The sequence below is a fragment of the Streptomyces sp. NPDC046925 genome (assembly GCF_040644915.1).
Lineage (GTDB): Bacteria > Actinomycetota > Actinomycetes > Streptomycetales > Streptomycetaceae > Streptomyces.
This window is the reverse complement of record NZ_JBEYWZ010000003.1, coordinates 792,141-805,811: the sequence shown is the minus strand read 5'-3', so window position 1 is coordinate 805,811 and position 13,671 is coordinate 792,141. Positions and strand designations below refer to the sequence as shown.

At 73.0% G+C, this 13,671-nt stretch carries 6 protein-coding genes; 2 read left to right on the top strand and 4 right to left on the bottom strand.

All coding sequences use genetic code 11. The features are described 5' to 3' along the window. The first annotated feature begins 245 nt into the window (after positions 1–245). The gene (locus tag ABZ906_RS16860) at positions 246–1,508 is read left to right on the top strand and encodes an MFS transporter (RefSeq protein ID WP_361382683.1); all 1,263 of its coding nucleotides are present in this window, start codon (positions 246–248) and stop codon (positions 1,506–1,508) included. A gap of 28 nt (positions 1,509–1,536) precedes the next feature. On the opposite strand, the gene ABZ906_RS16855 is transcribed toward ABZ906_RS16860, so the two are convergent. From ABZ906_RS16855 to ABZ906_RS16840, 4 genes are all read right to left on the bottom strand, one after another. After that, positions 1,537–5,685, bottom strand: coding sequence for an SAV_2336 N-terminal domain-related protein (locus ABZ906_RS16855; protein WP_361382680.1), 4,149 nt, complete (start codon positions 5,683–5,685; stop codon positions 1,537–1,539). 368 nt (positions 5,686–6,053) lie between these two features. Then, positions 6,054–7,070: a MoxR family ATPase gene (locus ABZ906_RS16850; RefSeq protein WP_361382677.1), complete on the bottom strand. Its 1,017-nt coding sequence runs from the start codon at positions 7,068–7,070 to the stop codon at positions 6,054–6,056. 57 nt (positions 7,071–7,127) lie between these two features. Next, positions 7,128–8,837 (bottom strand): trypsin-like peptidase domain-containing protein, encoded by a 1,710-nt coding sequence (locus tag ABZ906_RS16845; protein WP_361382674.1) that lies wholly within the window; start codon positions 8,835–8,837, stop codon positions 7,128–7,130. Next, a complete protein-coding gene (locus tag ABZ906_RS16840) occupies positions 8,834–9,352 on the bottom strand; it encodes a CU044_2847 family protein (protein ID WP_361382671.1) in 519 nt (172 codons plus the stop codon). Before ABZ906_RS16840 ends, ABZ906_RS16845 begins: the two co-directional genes overlap by 4 nt. Before the next feature lie 230 nt (positions 9,353–9,582). On the opposite strand from ABZ906_RS16840, the gene ABZ906_RS16835 reads away from it, so the two are divergent. Continuing rightward, a complete protein-coding gene (locus tag ABZ906_RS16835; protein WP_361382668.1) occupies positions 9,583–13,305 on the top strand; it encodes a S8 family serine peptidase in 3,723 nt (1,240 codons plus the stop codon). The last annotated feature ends 366 nt before the right edge of the window (positions 13,306–13,671 follow it).

Here is a 13,671-nt window from a genome sequence, read left to right as displayed (position 1 = left end):
ATCCTCCCGAGAGCGCAGACCGTACGGACCGCCGGACGACGGTCCCATCTCGCATCGTGCGGTGGCCGCGGGCGGCGCGCGCGTTGGGCTGAGCCGGGCGGGGTGCCGCCGCACGGGTGGTCTTGATCGCGTCGCGGGCGGCGCAGTTAGCATCCCGTGTGAAGCAAACGCCCCCTGAAGAAGACGAAGCCGACGGTCCCCGGATACCCGAAGCCGCCAGTAACCCCCCGCTGTCCCCGGTACCAGTGGAGCCCCGGGAGCCCGTCACGAAAAGGCGCATACTCGCCGATCTGACGCCTTTGCGTACGTCCGTCGACTACCGCCGCCTCTGGGTCGGCAACACCATCTCCTGGATGGGCCAGGCGATGACCGCCCTCGCGGTCTCCCTCCAGGTCTACGACATCACGCACTCCAGCTTCTCGGTCGGCCTCGTGGGGCTCTTCTCGCTGGTCCCGCTCGTCGTCTTCGGCCTGTACGGGGGCGCGATCGCCGACACGGTGGACCGGCGGAAGCTGGGCCTCTACTCGTCGCTCGGCTCGTGCGCGCTCTCGGTGGCCCTGGCCGCGGGTGCTTTCGCGGGCTTCCACCACGTGTGGTTCCTGTACTCCGTGGTCGCGCTCCAGGCGGTGTGCGGGGCGCTGAACTCGCCGGCGCGCTCGTCGATGATCCCGCGCCTGCTGCCGCCCGAGCAGTTGCCCGCGGCCAACGCGCTCTCGTCGATCACGACCACGTCGGGCACGATGCTCGGGCCCATGCTGGGCGGGCTCGTCGTCGGCCTGTGGGGCTATCAGGCGGCGTACACGGTGGACGCGGTGGCCTTCAGCGCGGCGCTGTACGCGATGTGGCGGCTCCCCGCGATGCGGCCCGAGGGCTCGCAGGAGGGGGTCCGCAGGAAGCGGGCCTCGGTCCTCGACGGGCTGCGGTTCCTGGCCACGCGGCCGAACCTGCGGATGACCTTCTTCACGGACATGTGCGCGATGGTGCTCGCCCATCCGCGGGCCCTGTTCCCCGCGGTCGCGGTGGTGTGGTTCGCGGGCGACGCGAAGACGGCGGGCCTGCTGGTCGCGGCGCCCGCGGTGGGAGCGCTGCTCGGCGCGGTCTTCTCCGGGTGGCTGGGGCGGATCAGGCGGCACGGGCTCGCGATCCTGTGCGCGGTCGCCGGATGGGGCGCGGCGATCGCCGTCTTCGGCCTGACGCGGAACCTGTGGCTCGGCCTCTTCTTCCTCGCCCTCGCGGGGTGCGCGGACACCGTCTCGATGGTGTTCCGGAGCACGATGCTGCAGGCGGCCGTGCCGGACGAGATGCGGGGGCGGCTCCAGGGGGTCTTCATCGTGGTGGTGGCGGGCGGGCCGCGGCTGGGGGACTTCATCGCGGGCTCGGTGGGGGATCTGAGCTCGCCGGGGGTGGCGGTGGTGGGCGGCGGCATCGCGTGCGTCGTCGCCGTGGGGCTGCTCGCGCTGCGGTGGCGGCGGTTCGCCCGGTACGACGCGCGGGCGCCGGAGGCGTGAGGGCGGTGTATCCGGGGGCTCGGTGCTCTCAGGTGCCGTGGAATGTGCCGGTCAGTGGCGCGAGCGAGTCGAGCGTCAGCTCGCAGCCTTCGGCCCGGAGCCTGCGGTAGGAACTCTCGTCGCGGCGGAAACCGATGAACGGCAGTTCGAGCTGCCGGGCGGCGAGCAGCTCGGCCGACGAGGAGCCGACCAACACACAGTGCTCGGCATCGGAGTCCAGGGCGAGGAGCGCGCGGCGCAGGCAGTCGGGGTCCGGCAGCAGGGGAGAGCCGCCGCTGCGGCCGTGCGCGCCGCCGGGCACCGCGGGGGCCAGATCCCGCCGGATCAGCAGTTCCGCCATGACGCCGGAATCGCAGTCACCGGCGACCGCGACGGCGATGCCCCGGTCCGCGAGGGCGTTCAGGAGCTGGGGCAGATGCGGGGTGGGCCGGGCGTTCATCAGGTTCTGCCGCTCGATGTAGGTGAGCCGGGTGCGCAGTTCGGCGGCCAGCTCATGGCTCTGGTGGGCGCGGAGCAGGTCCATCGGGTGCATCCGTCCCTCGTAACCGCTCAGCTCATCGGCCAGCAGCGGACTTCCGTCGAGGGTGTCCGCGATGCCACCGGCCTCCAGGACGGGGCGCATCAGGTGGAGGACGCCGCCACGTGCCTGTGAGTCGGTGTAGAGGGGTACGACCGGGCCGTCGAAGCCGAGGATCACGGCGGTGCGGCCCGCGAGCAGCGCGCTCAGGGCGGCGGAGGTGGCCGTGCCCGCGGGGCGGGGTTCCGCGGGCGCCGTGACCTCGCAGTACCAGTCGTCGGACTGCGGGACCGGCTCGAAGCGGGCGTCGCCCATACGGCCGGAGCGGCTCAGCCGGTCGTGCAGGTCGTTCGAGACGATCACGGTGGCGCGGCTGCCGGGGCGGTCGAAGAGGTGGCGCAGCTCGGCGGGGAAGGTGAGGGCGGAGACCGTGGGGTCCGGCTCGTGGGTGAGGGTCACTCCGAGGCCGATGTGCGGCAACGCGGCGAGGGCGGCAGGGAGCTGCTGGAGCATGGCCGTCAGTGCGTGCAGTACGTGCACTTCCGGGGCGACGTGTACGTCCCAGCCGCGGGCGCGGGGCCGCAGTTCGAAGTGGTCCGGGCCGATGCCGCCCGCGATGAGGAGATGGGAGATCTCCCGGCCCAGCTTGTGCAAAGTCTCCGACCGGGTGCCGGAGGGGCGGGTCAGGTACTCGAAGGTGAGGGTGGTTCGCGGGGGCGTCGGCTGGTCGTCCGGCAGCTCACGGCTTACGCCGAGATCGTCCAGCTGGTCGCTGGGCAGCTCCTCGTACGGGGTGAGTACCTCGTCCTCCGTGTGGGGGAACTCCCGCAGCAGCTCGTCCAGTTCCGCCTGCTCCTGTTCGGTGGCGCCGACCTCCCTGTTCAGCTCAAGCTGCGTGCGCAGAAGGGACTGCCGCAGGCGGTTGATGTCGGCGCGGGTGGCTTTGGCCGCCGGGCCGGGGATGCCTTCCAGGGGGGTGCCGCGCCAGAGGTCCAGGGCGTCGCCGACCAGCTCCCGGGCGCGGGTGAAGTCACCCGAGAAGCGGGCGTGCTGGGCGTCGGAGGAGAGCCTCTGGGCGTGGAACAGGTCGACGACGTCGGGGCCCGTGGGCAGGGGCAGGACATACGCGTCGCGCTCGGTCACCACGGAACCGGGGCCCAGGGCGTTGCGCAGGCGCGATGCGTAGGTGCCGAGGAGGCGGCGCGCGTCCGGGGGTGCGCCGGAACCCCACATGCCCTCGATCAGCTCGTCGTGGCTCACGCCCCGGCCGCGCCGCTGCAGGAGCATGCAGAGCATGGCCCGTTCGCGGGGGGCGCCGGTGGCGAGAGGGCGGCCGTTCTGTGTGACGCGCAGAGGGCCGAACAGGGAGTAGACGCGCTCGACCGGTGTGCGCGCGGCGAGCTGCGTGAGCCGTTGAAGTCCCTGTTGTCGGAGATCCGCGTCGAACGAGTCGAGTTCCGCGACGGCCGACATCAGTATGAAGCCGAGCCCGGAGGGCGTCAGGGTGCCGTGCGTGTTCTGCTGATCCGGCTCGTCGCTCAGCTCGCCGTCGCCGTACATCTCCAGCACCAGGCGGCCGAGCGCGCGGAGGTCGGCCGCTCGGGTCTCCTCGTTGTGGGGGACGAGAGCGAAGCCGCACAGGACCGGGCCCGTCGCCGGGAGCCGCACGTACGAGGCGGAGAGTCCGCCATGGGCCAGGCCCACGGTGTGCAGGGCGGAGACCGCAGCGGCGAGGGGCGGCACCAGTTCCAGGAGCCGATGGGCGGGCAGCCCGCCCGGATGCTCAGCGAGGAGGTCGTGGAGACTGGGGCCGTCGGCGAAGTCCATGACGAGGTAGGGGACTTCACCGTTGGCGTAGTCCTGCACGGCGGCCACCTGCGGGTGCCGGAACCGGGACAGTTGCCGTGCCACCCGGGTGAAGTCGAGGCGGAGCCACTGTGGTGCCTGCGGGTAGCGCTGCACCACCACGGGCGCTCCGTCGTGGCGCTGGTCCTCCGCCAGCCACATCCTGCCGCTCTGCCCGATCTGCCGCACCATGCGGTACCGATCGCCGAGCAGCCCCGTGTCCCGGCCCACGCCCAACTGCCGCGCGCTCTCCGGGGTGACCGTCGCGAACGGCTCGCCCAGCGGCGTCTTCGGCCCGGCGCCGGTGCCGGAGGCGGCCACGGCTCCCAGCTCTCCGGGAGCCGTCCCCGCCCGCTCGTCGATGAGGCCGCCCACTCGGGCAAGCAGTTCCCGCGTACGCCCCCGTGCGGTACGCGGCAGCGAGCGGAGCAGCAACTCCCGGACGCCGTCACGGAATTCGTACGCCCCGGCGCCCCCGTCAGAGGCAAGCATTCCGCTCAGGATCACCTCCGCCAGATGCTGCGGACGCGGACGCTCCTCGACCGCCGCCTGGACGAGCCGCATCACCGGCAACCGCGGTACGCCCACCGCCAGATGGCCCGCGAGACGGAAGGCCTCCGGGGAGGCCGTGGAGCGGAACCGGAGCACCAGGTCCTCGGCGGAGAGCCGGGTGACGTCCTCGCCGCCCGACTCGGCGTCCGCGGGCGCCGGGCCCAGCCAGCCCACCGCGCCCGGCAGTTGCGCCCCGCCCGCGTCCGCCACCAGCTCCGCCCAGTGCGAAAGCCACGTCCCGGCGGGTTCGAGCACCGGCACCGGTACCGCGCCGGCGGGCGGCGGCGCATCGGCGGTGTACGGCGTGAAGGTGAGGGCGGCGGACGGTGCCGCCGGGTGCGGGGCGCGGAGGGTGCCCGGAGTCGTGGGCAGAGCCGTGGTGCGCCAGAGGCGTTCCGGGAGTGGCTGAATCACGGCCGTCGGCATCCGGCCCGCCCAGCGACGCAGCGTGCGGTACCAGCGGTCGCCCGCCGCGCCCGTACGCCACTGCGGGCCCATGCAGTCGCTGATCACCAGGGTGACCGTGCGGCCCGTCGCGGGGGCGTGGGCCACCTGCGGCGGGACCGTGCCGTCCGGCTGCGCGCGGTGCAGTTCGACCGTACGGAAGATGCCGGACTGGGCGAGCGCCGTGTGGAGTTCGTGGACCAGGGGGCGCCAGATCGGCATGGTGGGGCCCGCGTCGTACACCAGGCACAGGCGCAGCCAGCGTTCGTCGGCGGGGCGCAGGACCGGCAGCCAGCCTTGCGGGTGGCCGCCGAGGCGTGCGATGCGGTGGGCCGTGGCCTCCTCGTCGATGACCTGGCCCACCGGGGAGGGGACGCGGCGTTTGAGGGGGCGCAGGGCGCGCTGCAGGGTGAGGGGGTGGGTCACCATCGGGGGGACGGGGACCCGGACGGGGGTGTGGCCGGGGGTGGGGCCGGGCGCGGTGGGCGGGGGCTCTGCCGACGCGTGCGGAGCCGAAGCATCCGGACGGCCGGGCAGCCGCAGCGGCACTCGGTCGTCGGGCAGAGGGGGCGGGGCGGGGGCGACGGGTCCCGGGACCGGGGGAGTTGGGCGCACGGGCGAGGGCGTGGGCGACGGCGGCGTCTCGGCCGCGTCCTCCTGCCCCGCCGAAGCGCCCCCACCGGCCTGCCCCGCGAGCCACAACAACTCGGCAAGCTCGATCGACGCGGGCCGCGCACCGCCCGCCGCCTCGGCCAACACATCGGCGAGACGCGCGACGGGTCCCCGGTGCGGGGGCGTGCCGGTGGGGTCAGGTTGCATCGCGGCTCAGATCCACAACTACTCGCGCCGGGCACGACGCCGGCTGCCGTACGGGTTCGTTGCGTGCGCCCGTGGCGGTGGTTGCCGCCTTTGCGGGGCTCTGGTGCTGGGGTGTGGTGGAGGTGGTGGGGTGTATCGGGGTCCGGGCCAGGCACGGCGCTGGCGGTGGTACGAGTTCGTCGCGTGCTACCGCGCCGGTTGCCGCCTTTGCAAGGCGCAGATGCCTGGGCGTGGCTGAGGGGGTAGAGAGCAGCGGGGCCGCCGCCTGTGCCGGATGCGGCGGCGGTTGTCGTACGAGCCCGTTGCGTGTGCCCGTGGCGGTGGTTGCCGCCTTTGCCGGGCCCCGGTGACGGGGTGCGGGGGAAGGGTCAGGGTGCATCGGGGCCCGGGCCTGTTGGTTGGGTGAGGTACGGCATCAGTTGGTGGGCTAGTTCGTCGCGGGAGGTGGCGTCGATGCCTGCCGCTCCCGTGAGGTAGATCGCGTTCAGGAGTTGGTCCGTGGCGAGTTCGCCGCCGGTGCCGCGTTCCAGGAAGCGGGCGATGAGGGTGCGGGCGTACGCGTCGGGCTCGCCGAGGTGGGCGCGGACGATCTCCTCCAGGTGCTCGTCGCGCGGCTGGCGAAGACGCAGCGTCACGCAGCGGCGCAGGAACGCGGGCGGGAACTCGCGCTCGCCGTTGCTGGTCAGGACGACGAAGGGGAACGCCCGGCAGCGCACGCGCCCCCGCGCGACCGTCACCGGAACGTCGGAGCCGTCGGTCAGGAGCTGTGCCTTCGGGGTGTGCTTGGCGATCCGTACCAGCTCGGGAATCTCGTACTGCCCCTCCTCCAGGATGTTCAGGAGGTCGTTGGGCAGGTCGAGGTCGCTCTTGTCGATCTCGTCGATGAGCAGGGCGCGCGGCCGGTGGTAGGGCAGGAGCGCCGTGCCCAGCGGGCCCAGGCGCAGATGGTCCTCGACGCCCGCACCGTCCCGCGGCGCCCGCGACTTCGGCGAGCGGCCCGCCGCGTAGAGGCGCGAGAGCGGGTCGTACTGGTAGAGGCCGTCGTGCAGGGCGCTGCGGCTCGTGATGTTCCAGCGCAGGACGGGACCGAGGCCGAGCTCCCGCGCCACCGCGTACGCGAGGCTCGACTTGCCGCTGCCCGGCGGCCCCGTCACCAGGAGCGGGCGCCGCAGGTACAGGGCGGCGTTGACCAGTTGGACGCAGGTCTCCGTGGCCCGGTAGGTGTGCGCCCGGTGCACCCGGTCCGGAGAGGTCGCCGAGCCGTCGTCCGGGGGCGTTTCGAGGACGGGACCGCCGTCGAAGGCGCGCCAGGGCGGGGGCGCGGGCAGCTCGGAGATCCCGTCGTGGGGCTCGTTCGTGCCGGTGTAGACGGGCCACAGGGACATGGTCGGGGTTCTCCGTATTCGTACGTCGGGTACGTCAGGTACGGCAGGTGCGTTGGATCAGGCGACGGGGGAGTGGCTGGCGGCGGCGGGGGCGTCGGGGAAGCAGCGCGGGTCGTCCCAGAGGAGCTGGACGTCCCGCGCCCAGTGCTTCTCGGGCTCGTCGGCCGCATCGGCGCTCTCGCGCAACGACAGGATGGTGCGCGGCAGTTCGGCGGGCGGATGCCCGTCGATGTGGGCGGCGAGACGGTCGAGGAAGTCGGAGCCCTGGCAGCCGGCGCCGTCCTGGTGCTCGGCGTCCTCGCAGCCCGTGCGTGGCCAAAGCAGCATCGGCACCGGCACGGTGAGCGAGACGTCGAAGTGCGTCACGCCGGCGTCGGGCCCGGCCCGCTCGGCGCGGGGCGGCGCCGCGAATCCCGCCAGATTCGCGCCGCCGTGCCGCAGCCGGAACCGCAGCTTGTTCGGCTTCTCCGGCGTCCCGCACTCGACGCGGTGCAGGACGGTCGTGGCGCCCTCGTCCAGGTGCTCCCACTTCTGGGCGAGCCGGAAGCGCAGGCCGCCCTTGCGGCGCGCCCGGTCGGTCACGACCAGGGGGTACGAGCAGCCGAGCGGGGTGGGGTCGTCGGCGCCGCACTCCCACTGGGCCACCGGCCAGTTGAGCAGCGCGCGGGGCAGCACGAAGGCCAGCAACTCGTCCGTACCGGGGGTGAGATGGGAGAAGGCGTCGTCCACGTGCTTCTGGACGTACGAGCGGACGTGCCCGGCGGCGACGGTGTCCGAGTCGACCAGGTGACGCAGCCCCTCGCGGTACGCGGACACCTCGACGAGGAGCTGGTCGTCGCCCGCCCCGCTGTGGTCGATCTCGATGAGGATGGGGGACCAGACGGGCAACGTGCCGGGCGTCGGCGCCGCGGGTGCCGACGGCGCTTCGAGCAGCCCCGCGAGGCGGTCCGCCAGGCGTGTCACCGCGTCGGGATCGTCGACCTCCGAGAGCACGTACCAGGCCGCCGACCACAGCGAGCCGAAGCCTTCGCGCGGCACGGGCGGGTCGAAGGGGCCGACCGCGTCGCGGTAGAGACGCTCCGGGTCGTCGGCGACTCCGGCCGCCGTCGCCCGGTCCACCAGGGCGCGCAGCCGTTCCTTCGCGGAGCGCCGGTGGCCGGGGGTCGGGATCAGGTCGCCGAGCGGGGGCCAGTAGCGGGCCATGACGGAGGTGGGCAGCATCCGTCCGTTGCGCACACCGCTGGACGCGCGGGCGGCGGCCGACACCATGCCCACGACGCGGTTGCTGTCCGCGAGGGTGACCGCCGCGCCGCTGAACCCCGGTGCCAGGGGCTGCCCGTGGGCGCTCCACGCCTCCAGCTGGACCCACTCGTCGGCGATCCGCTGGGCGGCGGTGGCGCGGTACTCGGCGAGGGTGCCCTCGCGGTAGCCCTTGGGGAAGCCGTAGACGAGCAGCCGGGGGCGGGGTTCGGCGTAGGCGTCCTCGGGGCCCGCGAACTCGGCGGGCCGCACCGGCACCGTGTGGTCGAGCTCCAGGACGGCGAGGTCGCCGAGGTCGTCGCCGTGGCCGACCCAGCCGCCGTGCGCGCGGACGGCCGCGGTCACGACCCCGAGGTCCTCGCGGTGCGGGAACGAGACGGCGACGGGTGCGCGGGCGCTGTCGCGGACGACGTGCGCGCAGGTCAGGACGTGCCGCTCGGACACGAGGAACCCGGCTCCCGCCTCGCCCCCGCACGCGATGCGGGCATGCCATGATGCGCTGCTCATGGGGTGGGGGTGGCCTCCGGCGGGTTCACGGGCGGCGCGGCCGGCAACCCGCCCGGTGCCACGGAGGACCCGCCGGGCGTCACGGTGGCCCCGCCCGGCGTCACCGCGAACCCGCCGGGCGTCGCCGCGGCCCCGCCCGGCTCCACCGCGGCCACGCCCGGTTGCTGCGCCGCCCTCATGTCCGGCCGCGCCGCCGACCCGTCCGGGGTCCACGCGAGGCGTACCACCAGGTGGCCCTCCGCCGTGCCCTTCACGATCACCGCGCCCGCCTCCGCCGACATCCGCACGCCGAACTCGATCTCCACCGAGTCGGGGCGCAGGCTGCCGTCCCGGAACACCCGCAGCGCGGACTCCGCCGCCGCGCGCGCCCCGGCGAGCGAATCCTCGAAGGTGCGCACCGCGCGGGCGGGGCCGTCGCCGCCGCGGGAGACGAGGCGGGAGCCGTGCATGTCGTCCACGTCGGCCATGACGACGGGCGTGCCGTCGTCGGTAGTGAACTCCACCAGATCGTCCATCGCTGCCCCCGTCGAACGTTCACCGCACGTGCCAACTGCATTGTTACGGATGGTCCTTGGCCCTGTCATCACGGTCACGGGCAACACGGGTGCACGGATGATACTGGCGGGAAGGTGCCCTGGCGGCTTCCCGCCAGCACCGGTCAACACCCCCGCAACACAAGCCCCCTGACACTCTTCGCAGCACCCGGGAACCACCCCCGCCCGGGTCCGACGAAGAGAGGGCACCCATGACCCGATCATCCGGCCGCCGAAGAGCGGGGCTGCTGCCTGCCGTCGGCCTCGCGTTCGCGCTGCTCCCGGCGGGGCAGAGCGCCACCGCCGCCCCCGCGGACGCACCGCAGGCGCGGGCCACCCCCGCCACCTCCGCCGCGCGCGCCGCCCGTACGGTCACCCTCGTGACCGGCGACAAGGTCACCGTCACGGAACTCGGCGGCGGCAAGAAGACCGTCACCGTCGACCGGCCCGCCGGGGCCACCGGAGCCGTCCGGAGCGAGATCGCGGGGGACCGCATCACCGTCGTACCGGACGAGGCGCGGCCCTATCTGAGCGCGGGCACCCTCGACGAGCGGCTCTTCGACGTGACGGAGCTGCTGCGCCAGGGGCTCGGGGACGAGAAGGGCGGCGGGCTTCCGCTCATCGTCACGTACGAGAAGGGCGCGCGGCGCGACGCGGGCCCGGCGACGCCCCGTGGCGCGCAGAAGGTGCGCGCGCTGCCGAGCGTGGGCGGTGTGGCGGTGCGGGCGGACAAGCCGGGCACGTTCTGGCGGGATGTCGCGCTGGGCATGGCCGGAACGCAGCGTACGAAGGGCGGCAGCCTCGCCGACGGCATCGGCAAGATCTGGCTCGACGGCCGCGTCGAGGCCGACATGGCGCAGAGCAACGAGCAGATCGGCACCCCGAAGGCCTGGGAGGCCGGGCTCACCGGCAAGGGCGTCAAGGTCGCCGTGCTCGACACGGGTGTCGACGCGGGACACCCCGGTCTCAAGGGCCGGGTGGACGCCACGAAGAGCTTCATACCGGGCGAGGAAGTCGCCGACCGCAACGGCCACGGCACCCATGTGACCTCGACCGTCGGTGGCAGCGGAGCCGAGTCCGACGGCAACAAGGAGAAGGGCGTGGCGCCCGGCGCCGAACTCTCCGTCGGCAAGGTGCTCAGCGACGAGGGCTCCGGCACCGAGTCGCAGATCATCGCCGGGATGGAGTGGGCGGCCAAGGACGTCGGCGCCAAGGTCGTCTCGATGAGCCTGGGTTCGCAGGAGGCGAGCGACGGCACCGATCCGATGGCCGCCGCCGTCAACACGCTCTCCGAGGAGACCGGCGCCCTCTTCGTCGTCGCCGCGGGCAACAACGGCGCCCCCTCGTCGATCGGCTCGCCCGGCGCCGCGGACTCCGCGCTGACCATCGGCGCGGTCGACTCCGCCGACCGGGCCGCGTACTTCACGAGCCAGGGCCCCCGCTACGGCGACAACGCCCTCAAGCCCGACCTCTCTGCGCCCGGCGTCGACATCCTCGCCGCCCGCTCGCAACTGGTCGGCGGCGAGGGCTACTACACAGAGATGAGCGGTACGTCGATGGCGACCCCGCACATCGCGGGCGTCGCCGTGCTGCTCGCCGAGAAGCACCCGGACTGGAGCGGGGCGCGCCTCAAGGACGCGCTGATGTCGACCTCCGAACAACTCGACGCTTCCGTCTATGAGTTGGGTGCGGGGCGTGTCAGCGTGCCCGGCGCCGTCGACGCGCGGGTCACCGCGAGCGGCAGCGCCGACCTCGGCTTCTACTCCTGGCCCTACGAGGACAACAAGCCCGTCACGAAGACGCTGACCTACACCAACTCGTCGGACGCGGCGGTCGAGTTGAGCCTCGCCGCCGAAGGCGCGGCGGAAGGGGTCGCGACCCTCGCCGACAAGACGCTCACCGTCCCCGCGCACGGCACCGCGTCGACCACGGTGACCGGTGACGGCGCGAAGGCGCCCGTCGGCAACACCAGTGGCCGCATCGTCGCGAGCGCCGCCGGGAAGCCGGTCGCACACACCGCGTTCGGCCTGGTCAAGGAGGAGGAGCGGTACACGCTCACCGTCCGCGTCAAGGACCGTGACGGCGCCGCTGCCGGAGCCGGTCTCGTGCTCCAGCGGCTCGCCGAGCAGGTCGACCCCGTCCAGGCGGACGTCGGGGACTCCGGCACCCTTGAGCTGCGCCTGAAGCCCGGGACGTACGCCCTCTCCTCCTTCCTCGACGTGCGCGGCAGCAAGGGCAAGGACTCCCTCGGCCTCGGCTTCCTCACCGCGCCGGAGATCGTCCTGGACAGGGACCGCGAGGTCACCCTCGACGGGCGGAAGCTGCGTGAGGTCGGCGTGGACGTCGGCAAGCGGACCGAGACGCGCCAGCTCCTGATGGAGTACGACCGTCAGGCGAACGGGGCAAGGCTGCAGGGCGCGGTCCAGGTGCCGGTCACGTACGACAGCGTCTTCGCGGCGCCCACCGCGAAGGTGGCCGAGGGCAGCTTCGAGTACCGCACCGTCTGGCGCCTCGGAAAGCCGACCCTGGACGTGCGGGGCCTCCGTGAGGTGGTCGCCCAGCCCGGCGGCACGGTGACCGACGGCCGGAGCAGGCTGCGCCTCGTGGACGTCGGCGGCGGTACGGCCGCCGAGTACGCGGGCAAGGACGTCAAGGGCAAGGCGGTCGTCGTACGGCGGTCCGCCGACTCCGATGTGACGCCCGCTCAGCTGGGCCAGGCCGCCCAGGACGCGGGCGCGAAGACGCTGTTCGTGACCGACGACGTGCCCGGGCGGCTCAACGCGTGGTTCGGCACGGACGACAACGCCGACCGGCCGCTGACGATCGGCACCGTCGACGCGGCGGACGGCGCGCGGCTGCTCGCGGCGGCGAAGGCGGGTCGGACGGCGGAGACGACGGCGACGTCCCGCACGCCCTACGTCTACGACCTGTCCGAGGGCCACGAGGGAGCGGTGCCCCGCGACCTCACGTACGAGCCGTCGAAGCGTGACCTCGCGGTGCTCGACACGAAGTTCCACGCGGTGAAGCCGGTGGCGGGCGGCGAGTTCCGCTACTCCCTGACGGACACCTTCTCCGTCGGGTTCGGCTTCCAGGAGAAGATCGACTACCCGGTCGAGCGCACGGACTACGCGTCCACGGGAGCCGGTCAGCTGTGGCACGAGTCGGTGTCCGTCGGGCCCGGCGCCATCGAGGAGCGGAGTGGGCTGGTCGCCTACCGGGGCGGCAAGCGCGGCGAGTTGAACTGGTTCAAGCCCGTGTGGCACCCGTGGCTGGGTACGGGGCTCGGCTGGGGCCAGACGCGGACCGGCAACAACCTGGAGTTCAACGTTCCCGGCTGGGGTGACTCCGGGCCCGATCACACGGGGTTCGGCGACGTGTGGAACGACGACTCGATGACGCAGGTCAGCGAGGTCTACGCGGACGGTGAGCTGGTCGACCGGAAGAAGAGCTCGGGTGTGTACGCGTGGGACGCGGATCCGGAGCCGACGACGTACAAGGTCGTCACGGACACGACGCTCGACGCGGGGCGGTGGCGGCTCGCCACGAAGGGCCACTCGGAGTGGACCTTCGAGTCGAAGGAGACGGCAGCCGACCGCAAGACGTTCCTGCCGTTGCTGAACCTCGGCTTCGACGTGGACACGGATCTCGCGGGGAACGTCCGCGGCGGGCGCTCCGTGGACGTCGGGATCTACGCCGAGTACGTGAAGGGGGCCGTCGGCACCGGAGCCGTCGGGGGCGGAAAGCTGGAGGTGTCCTACGACGACGGGAAGACCTGGAAGGGCGTCGGCCTCGACCGGGACGGCGGCAGGGCCGCGTGGGACGGGAAGCTGAAGGTGCCCGGATCCGCGGAGTTCGTTTCGCTGCGGGCCTCGGCGAAGGATGACCGGGGCGGCTCCGTCACGCAGGAGATCGTGCGGGCGGTGGGGGTGAAGTAGCGGAGGGCGGAACGCGGCGACGCCGCCTCCCCTGGGACGGGGAAGGCGGCGCCGCTGCGTGAGTGCCCGGGGAGGACCCGGGTGGGTCTCCGGGTGACGTCAGATCAGCCAGCCGAGGAAGTGGGCGATACCGGCGACGACGTCCGTGATGATGTTCATGGTGGTGCTTCTCCTTGTGGGACTTGCTCAGGATCTTTCAACTGCCGGTCCTCGTATGGGACATGGACCGGGAACGCGGCAACTACGGTCTGCAGCCCGTTGCTTGCTTTCCGTAATCATCGTCAATCACATGCGTCACATGCAATCCCTGACGGAACGATCACCTGTTCAAGGGAACAACTGCTCCCGTGTTCGTATTTTCGAGAT